Consider the following 24,901-nt stretch of genomic DNA (forward strand, 5'->3'; position numbering starts at 1 on the left):
ACACAGATGAGCACCAAGTCAGAACGGCTTCCCGCCGATATCGAGGGAAACCAGGCCAATTCCTATCTTCAAGGATTTAAGGATTGCATTCCAACTCTGTTGGGCTACCTGAGCATCGGTTTTGCGGCAGGCGTCGTCGAGCGTACCGCAGGTTTCAGCCTGCTCGAGATCGCGCTCCTTTCGCTGCTGCTCTATGCGGGCTCCGGACAATTCATAGCCGCGGGGATGGTAGCCGCCGCAAGCCCGGTCTTATCCATTATTGTCACGATATTTTTCGTAAATGCCAGGCATCTGCTGTTAAGCGCAGCGATTGCACCGTATTTTAAAGGGCTGTCCTCGGGAAAAAGCTTCTTCATCGGTTCCCTGCTAACCGACGAAACGTTTGGTGTGGCTGCAGCCAAGGCGGCCGAGCAGAAGAGGCTGGGTTATCGGTGGATGGTCGGACTGAATATCACAGCGTATCTGTTCTGGTGTGCAGCGAACGTTGCGGGAGGTCTTGTCGGAGCATGGATACCGGAGCCGGAGAAGTTTGGCCTTGATTTTGCATTGCCTGGCATGTTTATTGGATTGCTGGCCCTGCAATGGATCAGCCGAAAGAAGTATAAACTGGACTTCATGGTGATTATGGTTGCCGCCGTTTCGGTGATCGCGGTCAGTACGATCATGCCGGGAAGCGCAGCGGTCATCGTTGCGATTATGGTCGCGGCTACGGCAGGGATGGTGATCGAACGATGGAAATAAGATGGCATATCGCCATACTGATTATCGGATGTGCTGTCGTCACCCTGATTCCAAGGGTTCTGCCGCTCATGATTCTGAGCAAGCTCCGCATTCCGGAATTGATGATCCGTTGGCTGGATCATGTACCGATCGCGGTCATGGCGGCGCTATTAGCGCAGGAGCTGCTCGTCAGTGACGGACGCGTGGATCCGGGGGGCCATACACTGGAACTGATAGCGGCTGTCCCTGCTTTTCTGACCGCATTTCTTACGAAAAGCCTGTTTGCCACCGTCATTGTGGGGATCCTGACGTTGGTGGGGCTCCGCTTGCTGATCTGACCAAACGAAGCGTTATGCATGAGATGTTGTTCATAGCCTAACCGGAACGCTTAAAAAACGGCCGTATTCCTTGGAATGACGAGGAGTACGGCCGTTTTATGTTCATTTGCTACTGGTCCCTATGGGAAAGGGAAACTAGGATGTGCCAAGCCAGTGACGGTAGGTTTCTTCCATGCCTTCTTCCAGGCTGAACAACGGACTCCACCGCAGCCGCTCCCGGGTCCTTTCATTATTCAGGCAGCTGTGCCGAATATCGCCGATCTTCGCAGGTAGATAATCGACATCGATGCGGTCTGGGTGCAGCCGGCTGATGAGATCGACGATCGTATTGACGGAATGGTCGGTGCCGGTGCTAACATGAAGCACACTCTGATCACCATGAAGGATGGAGGCAAGGTTGGCGTCAACCACATCTTTGACATAAATGAAATCCCGGGTTTGCAGACCATCGCCGTATATTGGGAGCGGCGCGCCTTGATACAGGCGTTCGCCGAAGACCGCCACGACGCCGCCTTCTCCCTTTGCGGTCTGACCCGGCCCGTAGACGTTTCCATAACGAAGAATGGTGTATTGCAGGCCGAAGAAGCGATGATAAAGACGGATATATTGTTCGCCTGCTACTTTCGATAGCGCATAGAAGGAGACCGGGTTAACCGGATCGTCTTCCGTTAGCTGAGATCTCTCGAGGTCTCCATACACACCGGCTGTCGAAGCAAACACGATCTTACGAACGCCAGCCTTACGGCAAGCGTCCAGTATGTTTAGGGTACCCATGACATTGGCATCCGCATCAAGCCGAGGTTCCTGGATCGATCGCTGCACATCGGCCTGTGCTGCTAAATGAAATACGACATCTGGCTTCAGCACCGAGATGTATGCCGTTGTCTGCTGACTGTTTACGTCAGCTACATGTAAAATCGCCTCACTGTGAAGGCGACCTGGTTCTCCGGTTGTCAGGTTATCAATTACATGGACTTCATAGCCTTGATTAACGAGTCCGTTCACCAGGTGGGAGCCGATGAAGCCCGCTCCGCCGGTTACAACCATCTTCATGCATAAACCCTCCAGCCTTTGATTGGGATGCATTATCCTACGTGGTACGGATGGATCATGCATTGGACACTTGACGGGGGAGCGAAGGAATGGGCGGATTAGATCGGTGTTTACATTCCTGTTATAATGGAAGCTGCAAATTAACATTACTTTTACAAAAGAGGGAATGGGAAATGGAACGCTACCTTGAACAAAGGTTGAAATTATGTGTACTCGTTTTTTTGACGCTCTTAGTCAAGCTGATCCTTCTAAGAGTGTTTCTGTTTAATGGGATTGCATGGGGGAAGGTGCTTACCGATGCACTGTCGCTCCTCGCCCTGATTAGCTTTTTGGAACTGCTGCTGCCGGTCAGAGGGAAAAAGACGGTCTATGTGATCCTAAATGTCGTCTTATCTTTCATCATGTTTGCATCGGCTGTTTATAACGTTCATTTTGGGTCCATACCGACGTATACCGCGCTTGCGGGTATCAGTCAAGTAAATCAGGTACGGGCCAGCATTACGGCTTTGCTAGAGCCGGAGCATTTTCTATTCTTCCTGGACCTGATGCTCCTGCTGGTCATATGGGCGGTCCGGAAAATACGTTCACGCTCACAAAGGGGCTTGCATTTCGGTGGAGCTCGTTCCGGATATTCCGTAACCTACTCACGCAGGCCTGGTCTGATGTGGCGTACTTCCATGACCGTTGTTCTTATCGTAGCGGTTGTTCTGTCCGGACTGATCATTCGCAAAGAATGGGGAATCGAGAATGAAATCGTGCGGGCGGAGCAAATGGGGTTCATGAACTACCAGGTGTCTGCTGTCGTACGTAACTCGCAGGAGAAACGTGCGCTGGCCGAGGGAAGTCTGCAGGACACCATCCTGCGGTCCCAGCAGCTGCTGGCGACGTATCCTTACGTCAAGGAAGCAAAGGATAAGCCGGACTATTTCGGCGCTGCCAAAGGCAAAAATCTGATCATCGTCCAGATGGAGTCCTTGCAGAACTTTCCGGTGGGTCAATCCCTGAACGGCCAGGAACTGACACCGGTGATGAACGAGCTTGCGGATGGCGGCCTGTATTTCCCCCGCGTCTTCCAACAGATCGGCCAAGGCAATACATCGGATGCCGAATTTGCGGTGAATACCTCGATCTATCCGACAGGAACGGTTGCCATGTCCACCGGTTTCGGAAATAAAGAGCTGCCGGGCCTTCCGCGTCTCTTGAACAAGCATGGCTATGCAACCGGCACATTCCACGTGAATGACGTGAAGTTCTGGGATCGCAGCAAGATGTACCCGGCGCTTGATTTTCAGCATTATTACGACAAGCCGTATTTTACGAATGATAACTTCAATGAATTCGGTCCTTCCGATGAAGAGCTGTTCCGAGTCGGCGTAGACAAGCTGCTGGAGAACCAACAGCAGAATAAACCTACCTATGCCCATTACATCACGGTCTCCAATCATTCTCCATACCATGTAAAGGATGAATTCGCGAAGATCACCTTGCCTGCCGAGCTGGAAGGGACCCATTTGGGAAACTATCTGAAGTCGGTGAACTATTCCGATTATGCGCTGGGCACGCTGGTAGACCGTCTGAAGGAGAACGGGCTGTGGGATGAAACCGTCCTGGTCGTATATGGAGATCACTTCGGCATCAATCCGGCAGAAGCGGACGCGGAGATGATCTCGTCAACGCTGGGCATTCCTTACCATGAGCGCGTCAGTCGATTTAACATTCCGCTCATCATTCATGTTCCCGGCATGAAGGAAGGGAAGGTCGTAGAGCAGGTAGGGGGACAGGTGGATATTCTGCCTACCGTCGCAAACCTTCTGGGCGTCTCGCTCGATGAGGAGGGGTTTAACGCGTTTGGGCATGACCTGCTGAACGTGGACCGCAACGTTATAGGAATGAGGTATTATTTGCCGACGGGATCATTCTTTAACAACGACATTCTGTTCGTGCCGGGAGACGGGTTTGAGGACGGTACCGCAGTATCCTTGAAGACGCTTGAGCCCGTAACGGATTTCGAAAAATACCGCAGCGATTACGACTATATATTGCAGCTGATGAAAATGTCCGATGAGTACGTGAAAATGCTGCCCAAGCGGGCACCGTAAAGCCAACAATTCGTTAAAATAGGAAAGGGATTGTTTCATTAAGCCGGAAACTGGCTTTGATGAAACAGTCCCTATTTTTTGCGGAGGCTTCAGTGGAGGATTGCCTCACTTTCGTGGCCTGTGCTATTATTATCCTTATTGTTAACCTATTTATTATTAAAAATGGTTTACAATCAGAATGGAGAGGGAGATTTTGAATATGACAACACAAACCCATTACGATTGGTTGACGCTGGCGGATCGGGTCGTGAAAGGACATGAAGTGACCCGGGCCGAAGCCTTGGCGGTTCTGAACAGCGAGGACGGGGAGCTTCTGAACATTATGCAGGCCGCCTATCACATCCGTCGCGAGTATTATGGAAACAAGGTCAAGCTGAACATGATCGTGAACGCGAAATCCGGCCTCTGTCCTGAGGATTGCGGATATTGCTCCCAGTCCATCGTGTCGGAAGCGCCCATCGAAAAATACGCATGGCTGACCAAGGACAAAATTCTGGAAGGCGCGCGCGAGTCGATTCGCCGTAAAGCGGGAACTTATTGCATCGTGGCATCCGGACGCCGACCTTCCAATCGGGAGATTGATCATGTAGCCGAAGCGGTGAAGGAGATTACCCGGACGACCGATCTGAAGGTGTGCTGTTGCCTGGGCTTCTTGAATGAGGAACATGCGCGCAAGCTCGCCGATGCCGGGGTCCATCGATACAACCATAATCTGAATACTTCCAAAGATAATTACGGGCATATTACGACTACGCATACATACGATGACCGGCTGGACACGGTGAAGCAGGCAAGCTCTTCCGGAATGTCCCCTTGCTCCGGAGCGATTTTCGGAATGGGGGAGAGTTTAGAAGAACGGGTGGAGATTGCGTTTGCTCTGAAATCGCTTGGAGCGGATTCGATTCCATGCAATTTTCTGAATGCGATCGAGGGAACCCCTCTGGAAGGACGCAGGGAATTGACACCGATGATGTGTTTGAAGATTCTTGCCATGATGCGGTTTGTTAACCCGACGAAGGAGATACGGATTGCAGGGGGACGGGAAGTGAACCTGCGATCCCTTCAACCCCTTGGCCTGTACGCGGCGAACTCCATATTCATCGGCGATTATTTAACGACAGAAGGCCAGGCTCATACGGCCGACTGGGGATTGGTTGAAGACCTTGGGTTTGAAATTGAAGAAAACGCGCTGTCATGATGTATTGACAATTAGGTGCGGAGCACATACTATATACCCGTAGGGGTAGGATTGGCGATTTGTTAAGCCCGTGATCTTACCGCCATGGATCATGCTGAAACACATGATATTGATGGGGGAATGCTTCGTGCTGATTGCATCTGCCGCACTGATAATCTTTATATCCGGTCTCTACTACCGGAGGTATGTACCTATAACAGGTTTGCGCTTCATGAAGTGCAGTGATCTTCGTCTGGCACAGAAGGAATGCCCGAATCTGAAAGTGCTTGATGTACGCGATGTGTCCGAATTTATGGAATGTCCGAGGAAAGAGACCATCAACATCTCGCTTGGAAGGTTGCCGTTTGTGTGGGAGAAGGAGCTCAAGCCCGATGATTCCGTAGTTATCGTAACGCCCAAGCGCTCGGATGGAATCCTGGCTGCGCGCAAGCTGAAGAAGGCCGGCTTTACTTCGCTTTTTTATTTGCAGGAAGATTGCACGGCGTGCAATTCCGTGCAGCGCGCATCGATGAATTGATCCCAATCTGATCAGCAGGTTCATGCTGGTCTTTTTTTTTGCAAAAGTTGAACGCCTTAACGGTTTGACAATGATAATCGTTATCATTTAGAATGGTATATAGTTCGTTTAATTAGGCAGATTTTCGCTAAGGGAGTGTTTATGGATATGTTGATCGAGACTAAAACGATTATTGTTAAAGCAGGCACTTCCAACCTGGTCGTGGAACGTTTCAGCAAGCCAGGACCCATTGAAGAAATTGAAGGTTTTATCGATCTGAACGTTCTTGTGAAGAATGCGAAACGTACCGACGAAACGGAAGAAGTTATCGTGATGATCCGCTGGGAGTCGAAAGAAGCGTGGAAACGCTGGGAAACCAGTCCCGCGCACATCCAAGGACACCGCGACAACCGCGGAAAGCCGCAGCCTGAGCATGTCATCAGCTCCAGCCACGGCATGTACGAGGTCATGGCATCCAAAGGGCCGAGACCGGTTCAACAGGCATAATCATTCTCTATATTCCAGAAGAAGCGGCTGCTGCAGCCGCTTCTTCTTTTTTAGTTACCTTGTCGATTCTAAGGGGCTGACAGGGGTTAAAACGACGGAATTTAGGGAACCGTAAAGGGATGAAAGGCAAGAACAACTAATCATTCCACCTTCTGCTGGGAGGAAGTCAACCATGTATCATCTGTACAGCCATAACGATTTGGATGGCGTCGGCTGCGGCATCATCGCCAAATGCGCCTTCGGTGAAGGAATCGATGTCCGTTACAACTCCATTCACGGATTGAATCAACAAGTCGAAAGGTATTTGAACCGGACCTCCGTACAGGAGAACCCATACGATATGCTGTTCATTACGGATTTGTCGGTATCTCCTGACATCGAGAAGGAATTGAACGTGTTTGTCGAAGAAGGGGGACAGGTGCAGCTTATCGATCACCATAAAACAGCCCTCCACCTCAATGAACACAGCTGGGGACAAGTGGATGTAACGCATCGGGACGGCCGCTTGGCATCGGCAACCTCGCTGTTCTATGAATATTTAATCGAGCATGGACATCTCGGCAGAACCGAAGCGCTGGACGAATTCGTTGAGCTGGTGCGTCTCTATGATACATGGGAATGGGAAGAGAGCGGCAAGATCGAGGCTAAGCGCTTGAATGACTTGTTCTACATGTTGTCCCTGGACGAATTCGAGAGCAAGATGTCTGAGCGCCTCCGGGAATCGCACGAGGGCTTCTTCTTTGATGAATTTGAACAGAAAATCCTGGACATGGAAGAGAATAAAATCGAGCGTTACATTCGCCGCAAGCAGCGGGAACTCATTCAAACCTTCGTCGAGGAGCATTGCGTCGGCATCGTTTACGCCGAATCCTATCATTCCGAGCTTGCCAGCGAGCTGGGAACGAGCTATCCCCATCTTGACTACATCGCGATACTGAATATGGGCGGAAGAAAAATGAGCCTTCGAACCATTCATGATCATGTGGACGTGTCCGAAGTGGCGATGCGGTATGGCGGTGGCGGCCATGCCAAGGCTGCGGGGTGCACCATTACAGAGGATGTGTATCAATTGTTTGCGGCGGACTCGTTTGAGCTGGAACCGATCCGGTTCGATGCTTCGCGCAATCATTTCAATATCAAAGGAAGCGAGTCCGGCGTGCTGTACGAAAGCTGGGGCGAGGATTTGCTGTTTGTTTACGCTTATGCCGGGGAATGGGTGATCGAGTGGAACGGAGAACCTCTCCCATTCCGGTTCAGGTCGTTCGAGGAAGCAGAGCGGCATATGAAGCGCCAGTACGGGGTCTGGTTGTCCCGGGATGACGTATTTGTGAAGATGCTGAAGGAACAATGGATCCGAAACCGTACCCAAGAGCGTCCAGGCTTGCCGCCGGATATGGATGAGGAGAAATTAATGGAAGATCTGTAGACGGATCAGCAGGAAGAATGATCTCGCACGATGCGCTGTATTGTGAAGACAGGAGGAATATTCGGTGAAAAAAATGATCGCCGGCTGGGCCCTAGCCCTGCTGACGGCAGGTATCCTCGCTTGGAGTCAAACGCAGAGCCATTCCGAGCCCTCCATTCCCTCGGCGGTTCACAGCAAAGAACTGCTGAAGGATGTTCCCGTACCATGGTCCGCCACAAAAAACACGATTCGGTTGAATACATCCGATCCAGTAAGTGCGGCCGTACTGACTTCCAAGACGCTGTGGCAGTCCACGAACGTGCACAGCCGCCCGCAGACCGTGATCCTCGTGGATTCCGCTCACTGGTCGATCGCGGCTGTCAGCGTCGATCTGACCCAGTTTAGCGAGGGGCCTTTACTCTTCGTTGAAGAAGGGGGGATCCCGAAGGAAACCTTGGAAGAGCTGAGACGGCTGAAGCCGAGGGGGGCGGAGCACAACAAGGGGATTGAGATCATTACCGTCGGTCCGATCTCGGATCAGGTGATGAAAGAGCTGAACGGACTTGAATACAAGGCCGATCACATTCCTGCCGGGGAAGCCGCGGAAGCGGCAGCAGCAATTGATGCCTATGCTTCCAGGGTAAACGGTTCAGTACCGACCTCGGTTATTGTCGGATCGATGGAACGGCCCGACTATACGCTGCCCGCGGTAAGCTGGATTGCCCATATGCCGGAAACGATGCTGTATGTCAGCGAGAAGGACGTGCCCGAAGAGACGGCGCAGGCCCTAAGGGAGCGTAACGGGAAGGCGAATATCTACGTCATCGGACCTGAAAAGGTGGTGTCCCAGGCCGTTGAAGACGAGCTGCGGCGATATGGGAAGGTAACGCGCATAGCCGGGGACGATCCGTATGAGAACGCCATTCATTTTGCCCAGTATCATGATCCCGAGACGGGTTTTGGCTGGGGAGTACAATCGCCGGGATACAGTTTCTCCTTCTCGAGGCCGGACTCGCCGGCATTATCCATTGCGGCCGCTCCATTGTCCCATATGGGTAAACACGCCCCTCTATTGTTTACGGAGCGCGACGGAGTGCCACGCTCGATTGCGAAGTATGTTGATTCGATCAGGCAACAGAGTGACGCCTCCAAAGTGGAAACTCCCTATAATCATGCCTGGATCATCGGAGATGAACAGACCCTGACCACCAAGCTCCAGAGTGAGATTGATGAAATTCTGGATGCGCCTGCAGGACATGATTAATGGAGCCGCAAATGGCATTGCCAGAAGAAGCTGCATATGGAATGCAAAAAGAAACCGTTCCTCGTAATTGGCGGGCCGCACATCCCTAGTTCCAAGAAACGGTTCTTTTGCATGTTTGAAGTACGATGGGGGAATGATCCGCATGCAGCACCTTCAATAGAAAAAAGAGGGCATCCCTCGAGATCCAGGATCTTTTGGGACGCCCTCTTTGATATTGGTGATATGTTCGTGATAGCGAACGATGATCGTCGGTACACGTTCACCCCAGATTTTCGCGAGGCTTAAGCGTACCAGCCCCATATGAAGATGAACAGCGTTCCGAAGATGGTAACCAGCCCTACGAACAGGGCGAACGCGATGTTGATATAGACGGACTTTTTGTCTTCGCTTTCCCCGACGTGCATGAACAGCATAAGCTGAACGGCTGCCTGCAGAATCGCGGTGACCAGCAGAACGGCCACTTTCGAAGCTGCCGGCATATCCAGCAGAACGACGAGCGCGACAGCTGAAAGGACGAGGGACGATATATAACCCGCTACATGCTTAATTGGAAACAGCTGTTTTAACATGTCACATCAGTCCTTTCAGATACACGAAGCTGAAAATGAAGATCCACACAACGTCCAGGAAGTGCCAGTAGAGCGAGAAGATAAAGGACTTGTTGGCTGTGGAATGATCCAGTCCATGCTTTTTAAGTTGAATCAGAATGGCGGTTCCCCACAGGAAACCGAAGGTTACGTGAGCTCCGTGCGTGCCAAGCAATGTGAACAAGCTGGAGGAGAAGGCGCTGGTTGAGAGCGTTACTCCTTCATGAACATAGGTGAAGAATTCAAAGATCTCGATCCCGAGGAATCCCGCACCCAGCAGCAGGGTGATGACCATGAAGATCATCATCTGCTTTTTCAGGCCCAGACGCATCGCATGAACAGCCAAACCGATGGTGAAGCTGCTCGTTAAGAGCAGGAACGTCTCGAGCAGGACCGGCGTAATTTCAAAGATTTCCGCTCCGCTCGGACCGCTGGCAAAGCGGTTCACGAGAACGAAGTAGACGGTAAACAAGGTAGCAAAGAGCGCAATTTCAGCTCCGAGGAACAGCCAGAAGCCGAATATACGATTGCGGTTTTCCTCTGTTCCATATTCCAGCGGCTGAGTGGCATCTATTTTCATACCGTATCACCCCGCAGTTTCTGTTCGGTTTGAACAATCTCTTCAACCGGAATGTAATACCCGTGATCACGGTCGAAGGACATGGTAGCCATAATAATCAATACCGCGATACCGGCAACGATGGATGGAATCCACCAGCTGAATACCAGGAAGAAGCCCAGGAAGAAGAAGGCGATGCCCAGTATAAACGGTTTTCCGGTGTTGCTTGGCATGTGAATCTTCGTGATTTTCTCGTCCGAAAGCGGCTCGTTGTTTTTCTTGGAGAACCAGAAGGCGTCACGGCCTTTGACTTTCGGCGTTACCGCAAAGTTGTAAACAGGAACCGGACTTGGCGTCGACCATTCCAGTGAGCGTGCATCCCATGGATCTCCCGTTTTGTCGCGCGGCTCGTAACGTGTACTCCAGTAAATGTTGTACACCAGAAGGATGAATCCGATCGCCAGGCCGACCGCGCCGACCATCGACAGCATATTCAGCGGACCAAAGCCGGTCTCGGCCGAATAGGTGTACGTACGACGGGTCATCCCCATCAGTCCCAGGAAGAACATCGGGAAGAACGTTACGTTAAATGAGATGGCAATGAACCAGAATGCGATTTTGCCAAGCTTTTCGTTCAGACGGAAGCCGAACACTTTAGGGAACCAGTAATGGAAACCGGCAATGACGGCGAATACGGCGCCTGGAATGAGCACATAGTGGAAGTGGGCAACCAGGAACATCGTATTGTGATACTGATAGTCGGCACTGGCCATCGCCAGCATGACGCCGGTTACGCCGCCGATCGTGAAGATCGGAATAAAGGCAAGCGAGTAGAGCATCGGCGTCGTAAAGCTGATTCGACCCTTGCGAAGCGTGAAGAGCCAGTTGAATATTTTGATCCCGGTCGGTACGGCAATCGCCATCGTCGTGATGGAGAAGAAACCGTTGACCATGGCCCCTTGACCCATCGTGTAGAAATGGTGGGCCCATACCAGGAAGGACAATCCGGAAATAATCGCCATACTCAATACCATGGAGCTGTAACCATACAGGTTCTTTTTGGAGAACGCTGAGATGATCTCGCTGAAAATACCGAATGCCGGCAGAATAACGATATATACCTCAGGGTGACCCCATACCCAGAACAGGTTGGCCCAGAGCATATCCATGCCCCCGTTGGCCATCGTGAAGAATTGCGAGCCGAAGATGCGGTCGAACATCATAAGCAGAAGCGCAATCGTAAGCACAGGGAAAGCAAAGATAATGATGACGCAAGTGATCAATACCGACCACGTAAACATTGGCATGCGCATCAGGGTCATACCCGGCGCGCGCATTTTCAGGATGGTTACGATAAAGTTAAGGCCTGTCAGCAAAGTACCAATCCCTGAAATCTGAAGCGACAGAGAGTAGTAGTTGTTGCCGACCGTCGGACTGAATTCGATACTGGCCAGCGGGAAGTAAGCGGACCAGCCGGCATCAGGCGATCCTCCGATAACGAAGGAAATGTTGAACAGCATCGCTCCGGCGAAGAACAGCCAGAAGCTGATTGCGTTCAGTTTAGGGAATGCAACGTCACGGGCACCGATCTGGAGCGGAACGATGACGTTCATCAGACCGAAAATAAACGGCATGGCCATAAAGAGGATCATGATGACCCCGTGAGTCGTGAATACTTCATTATAATGCTGACCGGTCAGAAACTTCATCTCGGGTGCGGCGGTCTGCGCACGCATCATGATCGCGTCGACGCCCCCGCGGAACAGCATGATCAATGCACAGATGATGTACATGACGCCAATTCTTTTGTGATCCACGGTCGTCAGCCATTCCCGCCACATATATCCCCACTTCTTGTAATAGGTCAAGCCGAAGAGGATTGCGAGCGAGACGAGCACGATACTCACCATGGCGCCGTAAATTAACGGATCACCGGTAACGAAAAATTCGTCCCATTTCATAAAGGCCTAGCTCCTTTCTGGATGTATGAAGTAGATCGGGTGAACAACGTTTCACTCACCGATTTAATGTCCATCATGTTGATGATTTGGGCTTTCTTCAGCCGGGAAGTTCGGCAGCGGTTCGTTTGGATCCACGTTCGTTTCGCTGTCAAATTCCGTTTCTTCCGTTGTTGCAGGATCCGGGTGGACGTCTTTATGGTCCTGATGCTCCTCATTGCCGTTGACGTCACCGCCATGGTGATGGTCTTCGGATGGCGGCGGGCTGAATTCCAGATGCGTATTGGAGAAAGTCATCCGACCGACATGCGCGGTATCCAGAAGCTTCTTGAACTCATCTTCCTTCAGTTCAGGCGCGGTGTCCTTTACATCCTTAACCCACTCATCGTACTCGGCAGAGGTCATGGCAAGAGCTTCGAACTCCATATGGGCAAAACCTTCGCCGTTGAAGTTCGCGTTACGGCCCATCATCGAACCCGGTACGTCGGCAACCATGTTCAGCTTGGTGATCATGTCGCTCATCGCATACTTCTGTCCGTGAAGCTGAGGAATCCAGAAGCTTGTGATCGGACCGAATGAATACAGTCTGAACTCGATCGGACGATTGGTCGGAATGTTCACGTAATTGACAGTCTCGATTCCTTCTTCCGGATAGCTGAAGTGCCATTTCCAGTTCGAGGAGGAAGCGTAAATGACCAGAGGCTCTTGGTTCTCGTAGCCTTCAGGCACGTTCTCGACGGCCACCGTCGTTTTGACGGTTACGACCGAGAGCACGGCAACGATCAGGATCGGAATGGCCGTCCACAGAATTTCCAGCCATTTGTTGCCCTCTTCATGAGGCGGCTCGTAACCTTCGTTGGATTTCTTGGCTCGATATTTCGTGAGCATGTAGATATAGAGCGCGTAAACTACCGCTAGGATTCCGACCATCATGAGAATGGAGAATATGATTGTATCGGATAGGGTTCTGGCAGCTGGTCCTTTCGGATCTAATACCGTGAGCGAGCTGCATCCCGATAAGAGCAAGGTAAAGCATAAAAACATTGCAAATAACGGCCCTCTTTTGTTCATGATGTACCCCTTTCCTTGAAACGTTCGTTCGATTCAATGTTACTGACACATCTATAGTAGAAAGTTCCGGTCGGCTTTGCAAAACACATAAACTTGTATAATTAACAAATAAAACCACATTCGTGTCAATGTATGTAATTTTATGTGTTCAATTTGTTACAAAAGGGGAGGGTTGTGAGCGAAATCATTGTAGTGGCGCGGTTTTGAGGCAGTTCATACTTTGTTCAAACATTCACGAGAGTTACCAGTTTCGTCACAATTCCGGGCCTGTTTTTCACCGCAATCGGCCCCTAAACCTACCGAATAAATCCCAGTAATGATAAGGGTTTAGACGTGCAAGTATAATTTTTCACAATGAAATCGAACCCGATTTTTATTTCCAGTTTACTTATTTAACCAAAAGGCTCGAAGAGGCTTGTAATATGATATAACTAAAAATTGGAACGAGATTTTTTGCTGGGAATTGTGAAACGCTTGACAGGAAAGAGATGGGAGCCGGTGCGGTCATTCTGGATATGGTTTTTATTTCTTGTTTTGAGCTGGCTTTGCGCCTTCGTCCCTGTGCTGCAGCATGTTGATCCGGATCCATTGCCTTGGCGATTGGGAAGCAGCGCCATTTTTTTCACGGGCTTCTTTTTGGCGCCGTTGTTCCGCGCCAGGCCTGCAATGCTATTTGTCACACTGCTCGCAACGTCGGTATTTTCGGTAATCTCCTTGTGGCCCGCGAGTACGGATGCAACGAACCCGTACGATATTTGCGATGAAAGCTGAGAGAACTCGATGAAAGTGAGTGTTCTTCAAAGTTTGCTCGACGGACTTCTCAGCATGGTTAATTGCTGCTCATCGGGGTATTGTGCATGGGTATTGGGATCAATCTGATGGAACGGCGTCATGTGTAGGCTGCAAGCAAGGATAAACGATAACATGATGGCGCGCTAAATAAAGAAAGGGCTAATCCAGAGAATGTACGGCATTCCTCGGAATAGCCCTTTGCTTTTGCTGTTTACAACACATGGAGGCGAATAAGCTCCGCAAGCCGAATAAGTCCCTTCTCCAGTTGATCGTAGGAGGCGTAGGCAAAAGATAACCGCAGATGCTGCTGGTCGTTACGGTCATAAATATTTCCGGGATTGAGCAGCAGGCCTTCCTTCAACGCCTGCTCGAATAACGTACGAATGGAGATCGGCTTTGCGATGCGGAGCCAAACATAAAATCCGCCTTGGGTTTTATTCCAGTGGGCAATATCTTGAAAATATCGTTCCAGCAACGACAGCGTAAAGTCTCTGCGCCTCATCAGCTCTGCCCGGATCTGAACGAGATGCTTCTCATAGGATCCGCTCGAGAGCCACTCCGCGACAGCATGCTGGGACAGCGAGCTGGACCCGTAATCGGTCTGCATTTTAATGTCGGACAGCCGATCGATGACAGGCTCCGGTCCGACGACCCATCCGATGCGCAGACCAGGCCCGAGGGTTTTGGACATGCTGCCCATATAGAGCACGATTCCTTGTTTGTCCGAAGCTTTCAAAGGGGGCGGAGAGGGAGTATCCAACCATAAATCGCCATACACATCATCCTCGATGACGGGCAATCTTTCTTGGGCACAGATTTGCAGCAGCTCCGTCCTTCTGTCGGAAGACATCATTGTGCCTGTAGGGTTATGAAAGGAAGGGATCGTGTAGAGCAGGGCGGCTCTGTGCTGACGCTTGAGCCTTCCGATAGATTCCGTTCTGATCCCTTTGGCATCCATCGGGATGCCGTGCAAATGCATGCCAGCCGACTGGAATACATGAATCGAGTTCAGGTAAGTGGGATTCTCCACCAGGATGGCGGAACCGTGATGAAGCAGCCCCAGGGAAATAAGCTGCAAGCCCTGCAGCCCGCCGGAGACGATAAGAATGGAAGAAGGAGAGGCGGATATCCCCTTCTTATTCAAATAATCGCTGATGATTTCCCTTAAGTATAGGCTGCCTTTCGGTTCCGAATATCCCAAAGTGAAACGGCTGGACATGCTGCCGTTAAACGTCTCCCGCATTTGGGCGGTCGGGAGGAGCTCAGGCGAAAGCTCGCCAGTACCGAGTCGGATCACTTCGGGATCGGTTTCCGCACGGTTGATCTGCTGGATCATATGGATGTTCGGCTGATAGGAGCCGGATTTCACGTATTGATTCCAATCAGGCGGGGGCGTGGCGGCCAATACGCTCCAAGTATTGTTAACAATAACCGTGCCTTGTCCCACCCGGGATTCTATGAAACCGTCAGCCGCAAGCTCACCCAAGGCATAAACGATGGTGCTGCGGTTGACTTGAAATTTGGCGGCAAGCTCCCTCTGCGGGAGAATTCGGGTTCCGACCGGCCATTCCCCGTTCATGATTCGGCTCTTCATGTGATCATAAATTTGCTGATGCAGGGGCACTTCGGAAGCTTTATTCAATTTCCATTCTTCTGTCATGGACAACCTGCTTTCTGACAACGTCTCTAAAGAATCATGCCCAGTATACATCATTGGTTGGGTCCAATGCCAACCAATTGGTTGGAGACGCAGCCAAGCTCCTCCATTACAATGGTGAAAATATTGACTGGAGGTTTGCTTTCTTATGATAGCCGTTATACTTCATGGGTTCATTCTGGCTCTCGGGCTTATTCTTCCCTTAGGCGTGCAAAATGTGTTCGTATTTAATCAAGGTGTCGTTCAACCCCGGTTTATTAGGGCGCTGCCTGTCATGATTACCGCATCGTTATGCGATACGCTGCTGATTTCATTGGCGGTATTGGGCGTATCCGTGATCGTTTTGGAATATGAATGGATCAAACTGACGTTATTTACATTGGGAATCTGCTTCCTGGTCTATATGGGAGCGGCGACGTGGAGGAGTAAGCCTTCAGGTCAGGACCCGGAAAGCGCTCGTTCGTTCTCTCCCAAGAAGCAAATCGTATTTGCCATGTCCGTGTCGCTGCTAAATCCGCATGCCGTTCTGGACACGATGGGCGTCATCGGCACGAGCTCGCTTCAATATGAAGGGGTGGACAAAATGATTTTTACCGTTGTATGCATCGCCGTCTCCTGGTTGTGGTTTCTGGGACTCGGAATTGCCGGCAGGGCCGCGGGAAGGATGGATCCGTCAGGCAGGCTGCTGTCCGCGCTGAACCGAATATCGGCGGTGATTATGTGGGGGACGGCCGCTTATCTCGTGCTTCGATTGGTTCAGACCTAGTGAGGAGAAATGTAGAAGGACTGAGAATTTATGCCAATTAATGGATGGAAAATGTGGTAAGTTTGTATGTAACCCGGGAATAGGAGGAGGCAATGCGATGAACATTTCGATTGGCGGCTATTCTTTTTATAACACGTTTCTCGACGGCAAAATGGATGTGTTCGGTTATTTGGAGACGGTGAAGTATCGCTACCGAATGGATGCGGTTGATTTGTGGAACGGTTTTTTCATCGATCGAAGCGGCCCCATATACAAGCTTGCCGACGAAAGCTACATACGTAAAATCAGGGAAGCGCTGGATGAGAAGGAGATGAGCGTGGTTAACTTTGCTGTTGATGGGGCTCACCTATGGGATCCCGACCCGGATATGAGGGCGAAGTTGTATGACAATGCGCTTGCCCATCTGGATGCCGCTGAAATTTTGGGGGCCAAAACGGTGCGGATCGACACCGGCGGCGGTTATAAAGAAGCTGAGCCGATGCCGGACGAACAATTCGAATATCTGGTTAAGCGCTATCGGGAATTGGCGGAGCGTGCAGGGGATAACGGTTATACGGTAGGCCCGGAAAACCATATGGGCGCCTCCCTCCTCCCGCGGGAAATGAAGCGGATTGCGGAGGAGGTCCGGCATCCGGCTTTTGGTTTCCTGCTTCACCTAGGGAGATGGAGGGCGGATGAGGCCGAAGGCGACGAGATGGTTGCCCCGTGGACGGTGCATACGCATTTCGATGCGAAGACCGCGGTTCATCCCGATGCGGAGGAGAAGGTGCGCAGCCTGCTTGCCGGGGGCTATCGGGGATATTGGGGCGTCGAATACAACGCGCCGGGCAACCAATACGTGGAGATGGAATGGATCATTGGGGCCGTGAAGCGAATTTTGAGTAATGCCAGTCGAGCCAAGCAGAAATGACATGATATTCTTATGGATAAAAAGACGAGGGCCGATTCTCTAGAATCGGCCCTCGTATGATTTTGCCGGTTGCAGCATAAGAAAACTTTCAATACACGTTAGCTGGTCAGCTTAAATTGGCTGTTGTATAACTCGTAATAGAAGCCGCGCTTGGCCAGCAGCTCTTCATGTGTGCCGCGCTCCGCGATTCCGCCATGATTCATGACAAGAATCTGGTCGGCCTCGCGGATCGTGCTTAGACGATGGGCGATGACAAAGCTGGTTCGGCCTTGCATCAGGGCGCGCATGGCGGTTTGAATATGCATCTCGGTTCGGGTATCGATGCTGCTGGTTGCCTCGTCGAGAATCAGAATAACGGGATCGGCAAGCACGGCGCGAGCGATCGTCAAGAGCTGCCGCTGGCCCTGGCTCAGGTTGCCGCCGCCCGACAGGAGCTGCGTATCATAGCCATCGGGCAGCTTCATGATGAAGTCATGCGCATTGGCAAGCTTGGCGGCGGTTTCGATCTCTTGGTCCGAGGCATCCAGCCTGCCATAACGAATGTTCTCCCGGATCGATGCCGAGAATACATAAGCATCCTGAAGCACGATCCCCAGCTGACTGCGCAGACTGTTCTTATCCAGTTGGCGGATATCGCTGCCATCTATGGTGATTACGCCATCATCAATCTCATAGAAGCGGGTGAGGAGATTGATAATGGTGGTTTTGCCGGCGCCTGTCGGGCCGACGAGCGCAACGGTCTCACCCGGCCGGGCGGTAAGCGAAACATCCCTCAGAATGGGGACGCCTTCCTTATAACTGAAGGACACATGGTCAAATCGTACCTCGCCATACATATCGTCCGCTTTTTCCATCTGTTCATTGCCGCGGTATTCGGACTCCGTATCGATAATCTCAAAGACCCGTTCTGCCCCGGCAACCGCGGATTGCACCAGGTTGAACTGGTTCGCCAGATCGTTCAAAGGCCGTTGAAACTGCTTCGAATAATTCAGAAACGCAACGACGACCCCGACGGTTGTGAAATCCTTGAAAGCCATGTAGCCGCCAACCGCTGCAATCAAGGCAAAACTGACGTTATTCAGTACGTTCATAACCGGCCCGACCGTGCCCGAATAGATCTGGGCATGAATGCTGGCTTCCGTCAGCTTTTTGTTCATGTCGTCAAACTGGGCAGCGGCATGCTGTTCGCGGCGATATACCTGCACGACCTTTTGGCCCGAAACGGTCTCATCAATGAATCCGTTAAGTTCACCCAGCAAGCTTTGCTGCTTGGAAAAATGCTTCCTTGTCCGGCTTGCCACCGTCTTCGTGAACAGCATGACGAGCGGAATGGTCACCATGCTGAGCAGCGTAAGCCATACGTTGAGGTACAGCATGATGGCAAGCGATCCGATCAGGGACAGAACGCTGGAGATGAGCTGGGTTACGCTTTGATTCAACGTACCGGAGACATTCTCGATATCATTGGTCGTGCGGCTCATCAATTCGCCGTGCGTTTTACTGTCGAAGAAGCGGAGCGGCAGGACTTGAAGCCTTGCAAAGATATCCCGCCGCATGGCCAAAATGGACAGCTGGGAGACTTTCACCATGACATGCTGCTGAAGCCATGCCGTGAGCGCGGTGCCTGCATATACGGCAAGAAGTATCGCACATAACCCCATGAGTCCTCTGATGTCTCCCGGGATGATGTAATGATCCACGGCATTCCCCAGCAGATAAGGGGCAATCAGTGAGAGCAGCGTCGTTACGAGCGTGAATACGAAAACAGCCATCATGCCGCCTTTGAACGGACGGATGTAGCCCCATATCCGGCGTATCGTATCCATCGTATGCTTCGGCTTGGCTTTGGCTATCGTCATTCCGCGGATGGCGTTGCCGCCTCGCATGCTAAGATCCGGACCGTCCGTATGATGGGCATGCTTGGAATCCTGATTTGGTTTAGCCATGAGAAGACACCTCCTTGCCGAATTGCGATCGATAAATGTCCTGATATACTTCACAGGAAGCAAGCAGCTCGATGTGCGTGCCTTTCGCGATCAATTCCCCGTCATCCAGCACCAATATCAGGTCGGCGTCGATCACGGATGAGATTCGCTGGGCTATCATAAGGCAGGTCCGGTCTTTCATCAGACGGGCCAGTTCTTTCCGAAGCCGTGACTCCGTTCCCGTATCGATGGCGCTGGTGCTGTCATCAAGAATCAGAATGGCGGGTCGAAGCAATAATGCCCGCGCAATGGATATACGCTGTTTCTGTCCGCCGGACAGGTTCACGCCGCGTTGTCCAAGCACGGTATCGTAGCCATCCGGCATGGAAGTAATGAAATCATGCGCTTGGGCAGCCTTAGCCGAGGCCATTACTTCTTCATCGGAAGCGTCCGGTTTCCCGTAGCGGATGTTGTCCCTTATAGTGCCTGTAAAAAGGATGGATTCTTGCAGGACGATGCCGATTCGTTCGCGCAAAGCGGACAGCTCCATTCTCCGTACATCGGTTCCGTCGATTCGGATCTGCCCGGAGGTCACATCGTACAGACGGGGGAGCAGGGATACCAGAGAGGTTTTACCCGAACCTGTTGCACCCATAATGGCTACATGCTGTCCTGGTCGGACCTTGAAACTGATGTCGCGCAGTACGGGCTTCTGCATCTCCGAGTTATAGGAAAAGGTAACGCGGTCAAACATGATCTCTCCTTGCTTGCACGCATCGGTTGCCGGATGAACCTCGTTCACAATTTCGGATTCTGTACGCATGACTTCCTGAATACGGTCAGCGGAGACCTTGGCCGTAGAAATCCGCACCAGCATCATGGCCACGGAAGAAACCGAGAACAATACCTGCGTGACATAGTTTATGAAGGCGACCAGGCTACCGACCTCAAAGGATCCGCCGATAGCATCCTTTCCGCCGAACCACAGGACGGCTACGATGCTGACATTCAGAATCATGGTCAGGATGGGCATGTTGAGCGCAACGATCCGCTGGGTTTTTACCGAAACTTGCGTGAAGTCCTGGTTCGCATCATGAAATCGGTCCTTCTCGTAACCGGCACGCACGAATGCCTTGGAGACCCGGATTCCGGCGAAATTTTCCTTCAGTACCGTATTCACCTTATCGAGTTTCTTCTGAACGGTGGCGAACAAGGGCAGGGTAGCCCGGATCAGGAAAAACATCACGACGAATAGCAACGGAACGGCAATAGCCAGAATGATGGCCAGCTTGGGGCTGATGATCACTGCCATAACCATGCTTCCTATGGCAAGAAACGGTGAGCGTACGAAGATGCGCAGCAGCATCTGTACCATCGTCTGAAGCTGAACGATATCGCTCGTAAGCCGGGTGATGAGCGATCCGGTCGAGATGTCGTCCAGATTGCGGAATGACAGGGTCTGTACCTTGCGGAACAAATCCCGGCGAAGGTCGGCACCAAAACGCTGTGAAGCAATGGAAGAATAAATCGTGCACCCGAGACCTCCAAGCAGCCCGATGGCTGCAGCTCCCAGCATGAGCAGCCCTGTACTGAGGATGTGTGCCGTATCGTTTTGCATGACGCCGCGGTCGATTATGCTGGCCATCAGCATGGGCTGGAGCAGATCCATGGCGACCTCCAGCAGCATCAACAGCGGTGCAAGCAGGGCCGCTGTCCAGTGAGGACGTAAATAACGAAATAGTTTAAGCAAGAATAATGGCACCTTCTTTATTCTTATTAGTCTAAATACCAAGGTAAGCCATGGGCTTCAGCCTTGTCAAAGGGTAAAGAGCGAAAGTCCGGGAGGGATTCGCATCTCTTAAGAAAAACTTTAACTTTTCTCTACTTTTCCTTAAACTATATTCTTTAAGATGGTGGGACAAAGATAGAGGGAGTTGTTGAAATTGAAGAAGGGTTTGATATTGCTCGTGATCTTCCTGTTGGTCGGATGCGAGCCCGCACTAACGGAGACGCCTAACGCGAATGATAACGAAGGAACACATAAGGAACAGGATATGAAAGCTGGCTCCGACGCGCAGGCGAATCCTCAATCAGAATATGATAACGATGGAAATAAAGCGGCTGAAACGGTATCAGTGACAGATGAACAAGTAACGCAGGGGAATCTGGTTTTGGTCAACAAGGATCACCCGCTGGATCCGGCAGCCGTACCGACGGATATCGTGAATTTGTTTCAGGAACAAGACTTAATGAACGGTTACGTGGTTCTTGACAACACGATCCGTTTATCGCGCAGTGTGGCGGAGCGTTTTGGCGATATGATCCAAGCTGCGGGAGAAGACGGGGTCAATCACTTCATGATCAGCAGCGGGTACCGGGATGAGAGCGAACAAGAGGCGTTATATCGCGAAAAAGGCGCCGATTATGCATTGCCTCCAGGCTACAGCGAACATAACCTCGGGTTATCCATGGATATCGGATCTACGCAGAAGGCGATCGATCAATCTCCGGAGGGCAAGTGGCTGAAGAAGCATGCTTGGGCGCATGGATTCATTTTGAGATACCCCCAGGACAAGACGGATATCACAGGGATCCAGTATGAGCCGTGGCATTTTCGTTTTGTTGGGCTTCCGCACAGCATGATCATGCATGAGCTGGATTTTACGCTCGAAGAGTATCTGGATTTTCTCAAGGAGAAAAAGACCTATAAAGCAACCGTAAACGGGAAGGCCTACGAAATCGAGTACGTACCCGTCCAGGCGAAAGAAACGGAAATTGAGGTTCCGGCCGGCAGCGAGTATGAGATATCCGGCAACAACATCGATGGCATGATTGTGACGGTGCAGCTCGGCAAGGATGAGAATGAATGAAACTAACGCCTAAATGGATGGTATTATTGCTGTATGCGTTGTATCTATATGTGCTGGTCAAAATCATTCTGTTCAAATTCGGCGACGTGAACATTTCGTTTCTGTGGCAGCAGCTGCAGCGTTCGATCGATCATCCCGAATATATGCAGAATCGATTGCAATTTGCCAATTTTACGCCGTTTAAGTCCATTCATCAAAATATGAAACGGCTCTCGAGCCCGCATGACGTGATCAATCTATTCGGAAATATCGCGATTTTCATACCCAATGGCATATTCGTCAGTGTATTGCTGAAAAACAAGTGGATGGGATGGCTTGGCGCTTTCGTGACTTCCTTCGGGCTAAGCCTTGGGCTGGAGTGCTCGCAGATTCTCTTTTCGATGGGAAGCTTTGATGTGGACGATTTAATCCTGAATACGGCTGGCGGGGTGATAGGCTGTTCCATGGTCCTCGTCTTAAAACTAACCTTATCGGAAAAACAATCCCATATTGATGAGGGTAGAGGCAAGAAGGGCAAGCCGTTATCCGGGGTGAAGTAGCAAGAGGCCTCACCTTGAATCTGAAGATGAGTACCGATTTGACGTTGAAGACATATCTATAAAGGCGGTGACCAATAATCGTGAATAAACGCTGGAAAAGGATCTTGTTCGGTTCCATCGGTATGGTCTTTGTCATGTTCGTCATAAATATCGCATTATATATCCATTCGATCGGTTGGAATCATATCAAACTGATGTATTCGCTTCATACCACCGACAAATCCGTCGTTAAGATCGATGATCCTTCGAACGGCCATGGACTGTATCTTACGAAGATGAGGCAACCCGCTGAAATGATTAAGGAGCGGATGCAGCGCGAGGATTGGCATTATGTTATGCAAGAGGGCTCCGGATATTTTTTTGAAAAGGATGACCAGGATGTCGTGGTGACAACCAAAATATGGCCGAATCGTTATTTTGTCAGAATTTCGGTTCAGCATGACGTCGTGAATTTAGCCGACTGATGGCGTGGCCGTTATCCCAAACAAAAAAAGCATCGATACGATGCTTTTTTTGCGTGGGTGCCCGCTAATCGACCGTTTCTTTGGCAATATGCCGTGAAACGGTCGCAGCGTTAACATGGATCTCGCTTTCTCTCACGCTTCGGCCGACCCGGTCTGCGCGCCGGATGGCACGCCGCGGAGCCAGCTGCGCCGCCATTTCAGCTGCATCACAATCGTAAGGGCCAGCGATGCGGCGGCAATGAAGCTCAGAATGATGAACCCGGCGGTGTATGAGCCTGTCGCTTGGTACAATCGACCCAATATCAGCGGCAACGCGTAGCCGCCCAAGCCTCCGGCGGCCCCGACAATCCCGGTAACCAGGCCGATCTCGCCGGCAAACCGTTGAGGGACAAGCTGAAATACGGAACCATTCCCCGCGCCCAGGCACATCATGCCGATAAACAGCAGCGTGACGACAAGCCATAGCGGCGGCAAGAAGGAGACACCGATCAGCATAATGGCAGCTCCGGCATAGAGAAACATCAGCATTCGAGAGCCGCCGATACGATCGGCCAGAAAGCCGCCTACAGGACGGAAGAAGCTCCCTGCAATGACGCAGATCGTTGTAATGTCCGCAGCCTGAACCGCGGAAAGGCCATACTGGGCGTTGAAAAAGATCGTTAAATAGTTGGCGAGCCCGACAAAGCCGCCAAACGTCACGCAGTACAGGGCACAGAATACCCAAGCATCGCGCTGTTTAAGCACATTGCCATATTCGGACAGCCGTTTGGGAGCAGGTCGATTCGGACTGTTGCGTGCAAACACCGAGAAGTAGATGAAGACCAACACAATGGGTATGATGGCGAGACCGAAGACAATCTCCCAGCTTCCGAAATGCTGCGCCAACCGGTTGGCGAACAGGGTCGCCAGGACGGTACCGCTGTTCCCGGCTCCGGCGATACCCATCGCCAGACCCTGATGTTCTTTGGGATACCACTGTCCCGCAAGAGGAAGTGCTGCGGCGAACGAAGCTCCCGCGACGCCGAGAAGAATCGCAACGACGTACAATTGATCAAGGGAATCTACCCATAACCAGCCAAGCAAAAGAGGGACCAGCGTGACGACCATCCCGATCTGAGCCGTTAGCTTCGGGCCGATGCGATCGGCAAGGAAACCTAATACGAGTCGAAGTATCGAGCCGCCCAGAACGGGAAGCGCCACCAGATTTGCCTTCTGCACCGGATCCATCGGATAATCTCCGGCAATGACTACCGCAAGCGGTCCGAGCATGCCCCATATCATGAAGCTGATATCGAAATACAAAAAAGCACCGAACAGGGAGGGCTTGTGCCCGCTTTGCCAAAATCCTTTCTTCTCCATGGTTATCGCTCCTTATCCAAATGTGTACGTTCTCTATTCCTGGTGCGGGTCTTCAGATGCAGGCATAAAAAGGCCGCAATTCGCCCATTGCAGAACGACTTGCGGCCTCGTTGCCAAGACGCAGACACGTCATTGTGTCTTCCGTCTGTGAAATATATGATTTTGCTGATTCACATTATAGATAATAGGTCAAATAAATGTCAATATACATTACACAAAAAATCGAATAATTATTAATCATTAAAATTTCGATGAATATATGTCACATATATTGACATATCGAATTTCGTCAACTAAGCTAGATGTATGTTACGAATACCAATATGGCACAAGGATGTGCCGGTTTTGAAGGCAATGACGCCCT

General features: G+C 51.2%; 22 protein-coding genes. 13 read left to right on the plus strand and 9 right to left on the minus strand.

The genetic code is table 11. The annotated features are described in order from the left end of the window. Positions 1-6: 6 nt before the first annotated feature. Complete coding sequence (locus MHH82_RS12845; RefSeq protein WP_015734767.1) at positions 7-741, plus strand: AzlC family ABC transporter permease; 735 nt, start codon at positions 7-9, stop codon at positions 739-741. Continuing rightward, positions 732-1,058, plus strand: a complete 327-nt coding sequence (locus MHH82_RS12850; protein ID WP_009589408.1) for an AzlD domain-containing protein — start codon at positions 732-734, stop codon at positions 1,056-1,058. Before MHH82_RS12845 ends, MHH82_RS12850 begins: the two co-directional genes overlap by 10 nt. A 135-nt stretch (positions 1,059-1,193) precedes the next feature. On the opposite strand, the gene MHH82_RS12855 is transcribed toward MHH82_RS12850, so the two are convergent. Continuing rightward, a complete protein-coding gene (locus MHH82_RS12855) occupies positions 1,194-2,111 on the minus strand; it encodes an NAD-dependent epimerase/dehydratase family protein (protein ID WP_015734768.1) in 918 nt (305 codons plus the stop codon). Between the two features lie 173 nt (positions 2,112-2,284). Between MHH82_RS12855 and MHH82_RS12860 the strand changes: the two genes are divergently transcribed. From MHH82_RS12860 to MHH82_RS12885, 6 genes are all read left to right on the plus strand, one after another. Next, positions 2,285-4,210 carry an LTA synthase family protein gene (locus tag MHH82_RS12860; RefSeq protein ID WP_340965969.1) on the plus strand — a complete coding sequence of 642 codons (1,926 nt, stop codon included), beginning with the start codon at positions 2,285-2,287 and terminating at the stop codon, positions 4,208-4,210. Positions 4,211-4,409: 199 nt separating this feature from the next. Further along, a complete protein-coding gene (gene bioB, locus MHH82_RS12865; protein ID WP_036665296.1) occupies positions 4,410-5,408 on the plus strand; it encodes a biotin synthase BioB in 999 nt (332 codons plus the stop codon). Positions 5,409-5,535: 127 nt separating this feature from the next. Beyond that, on the plus strand, positions 5,536-5,925 hold the full coding sequence (locus MHH82_RS12870; protein WP_036665653.1) for a rhodanese-like domain-containing protein: 390 nt from the start codon (positions 5,536-5,538) through the stop codon (positions 5,923-5,925). 147 nt (positions 5,926-6,072) lie between these two features. Then, on the plus strand, positions 6,073-6,411 hold the full coding sequence (locus tag MHH82_RS12875) for an antibiotic biosynthesis monooxygenase (RefSeq protein ID WP_036665294.1): 339 nt from the start codon (positions 6,073-6,075) through the stop codon (positions 6,409-6,411). Positions 6,412-6,583: 172 nt separating this feature from the next. Continuing rightward, a complete protein-coding gene (locus MHH82_RS12880; protein ID WP_036665293.1) occupies positions 6,584-7,837 on the plus strand; it encodes a DHH family phosphoesterase in 1,254 nt (417 codons plus the stop codon). A gap of 73 nt (positions 7,838-7,910) precedes the next feature. Beyond that, on the plus strand, positions 7,911-9,080 hold the full coding sequence (locus MHH82_RS12885) for a cell wall-binding repeat-containing protein (RefSeq protein WP_235201894.1): 1,170 nt from the start codon (positions 7,911-7,913) through the stop codon (positions 9,078-9,080). Between the two features lie 281 nt (positions 9,081-9,361). On the opposite strand, the gene qoxD is transcribed toward MHH82_RS12885, so the two are convergent. The 5 genes from qoxD to pdxR all read right to left on the minus strand — a co-directional run bounded on the left by qoxD (position 9,362) and on the right by pdxR (position 15,707). Then, entirely contained in the window at positions 9,362-9,649 is a 288-nt protein-coding gene (gene qoxD, locus MHH82_RS12890; RefSeq protein WP_009589381.1) for a cytochrome aa3 quinol oxidase subunit IV, read from the minus strand. A 1-nt stretch (position 9,650) separates the two neighbouring features. Then, positions 9,651-10,247 (minus strand): cytochrome aa3 quinol oxidase subunit III, encoded by a 597-nt coding sequence (gene qoxC, locus MHH82_RS12895; RefSeq protein WP_340965974.1) that lies wholly within the window; start codon positions 10,245-10,247, stop codon positions 9,651-9,653. After that, complete coding sequence (qoxB, locus tag MHH82_RS12900) at positions 10,244-12,187, minus strand: cytochrome aa3 quinol oxidase subunit I (RefSeq protein ID WP_009589459.1); 1,944 nt, start codon at positions 12,185-12,187, stop codon at positions 10,244-10,246. Before qoxB ends, qoxC begins: the two co-directional genes overlap by 4 nt. Before the next feature lie 63 nt (positions 12,188-12,250). Then, positions 12,251-13,255, minus strand: coding sequence for a cytochrome aa3 quinol oxidase subunit II (gene qoxA, locus MHH82_RS12905; RefSeq protein WP_251494689.1), 1,005 nt, complete (start codon positions 13,253-13,255; stop codon positions 12,251-12,253). A 1,003-nt stretch (positions 13,256-14,258) separates the two neighbouring features. After that, entirely contained in the window at positions 14,259-15,707 is a 1,449-nt protein-coding gene (pdxR, locus tag MHH82_RS12910) for a MocR-like pyridoxine biosynthesis transcription factor PdxR (protein WP_340965980.1), read from the minus strand. Positions 15,708-15,852: 145 nt separating this feature from the next. Here pdxR and MHH82_RS12915 point away from each other — a divergent pair, with 145 nt between their 5' ends. After that, a complete protein-coding gene (locus MHH82_RS12915; RefSeq protein WP_340965982.1) occupies positions 15,853-16,470 on the plus strand; it encodes a LysE/ArgO family amino acid transporter in 618 nt (205 codons plus the stop codon). A gap of 97 nt (positions 16,471-16,567) precedes the next feature. Next, the gene (locus tag MHH82_RS12920; protein ID WP_340965985.1) at positions 16,568-17,380 is read left to right on the plus strand and encodes a sugar phosphate isomerase/epimerase family protein; all 813 of its coding nucleotides are present in this window, start codon (positions 16,568-16,570) and stop codon (positions 17,378-17,380) included. A 98-nt stretch (positions 17,381-17,478) separates the two neighbouring features. Here the strand turns inward: MHH82_RS12920 and MHH82_RS12925 are convergent, their stop codons facing one another. Continuing rightward, positions 17,479-19,326 carry an ABC transporter ATP-binding protein gene (locus MHH82_RS12925; protein WP_340965987.1) on the minus strand — a complete coding sequence of 616 codons (1,848 nt, stop codon included), beginning with the start codon at positions 19,324-19,326 and terminating at the stop codon, positions 17,479-17,481. Then, a complete protein-coding gene (locus MHH82_RS12930) occupies positions 19,319-21,055 on the minus strand; it encodes an ABC transporter ATP-binding protein (protein WP_340965989.1) in 1,737 nt (578 codons plus the stop codon). Before MHH82_RS12930 ends, MHH82_RS12925 begins: the two co-directional genes overlap by 8 nt. A gap of 193 nt (positions 21,056-21,248) precedes the next feature. Between MHH82_RS12930 and MHH82_RS12935 the strand changes: the two genes are divergently transcribed. The 3 genes from MHH82_RS12935 (at position 21,249) to MHH82_RS12945 (ending at position 23,178) form a co-directional block, all read left to right on the plus strand. After that, positions 21,249-22,175 carry a M15 family metallopeptidase gene (locus tag MHH82_RS12935; protein WP_340965990.1) on the plus strand — a complete coding sequence of 309 codons (927 nt, stop codon included), beginning with the start codon at positions 21,249-21,251 and terminating at the stop codon, positions 22,173-22,175. Further along, positions 22,172-22,714 (plus strand): VanZ family protein, encoded by a 543-nt coding sequence (locus MHH82_RS12940; protein ID WP_340965992.1) that lies wholly within the window; start codon positions 22,172-22,174, stop codon positions 22,712-22,714. Before MHH82_RS12935 ends, MHH82_RS12940 begins: the two co-directional genes overlap by 4 nt. 80 nt (positions 22,715-22,794) lie before the next feature. Then, entirely contained in the window at positions 22,795-23,178 is a 384-nt protein-coding gene (locus MHH82_RS12945) for a hypothetical protein (RefSeq protein WP_036665269.1), read from the plus strand. A 132-nt stretch (positions 23,179-23,310) separates the two neighbouring features. Here the strand turns inward: MHH82_RS12945 and MHH82_RS12950 are convergent, their stop codons facing one another. Further along, positions 23,311-24,537 carry a nitrate/nitrite transporter gene (locus tag MHH82_RS12950; RefSeq protein ID WP_015734784.1) on the minus strand — a complete coding sequence of 409 codons (1,227 nt, stop codon included), beginning with the start codon at positions 24,535-24,537 and terminating at the stop codon, positions 23,311-23,313. Positions 24,538-24,901: the final 364 nt, after the last annotated feature.

This window comes from Bacillus sp. FSL K6-6540 (genome assembly GCF_038007545.1).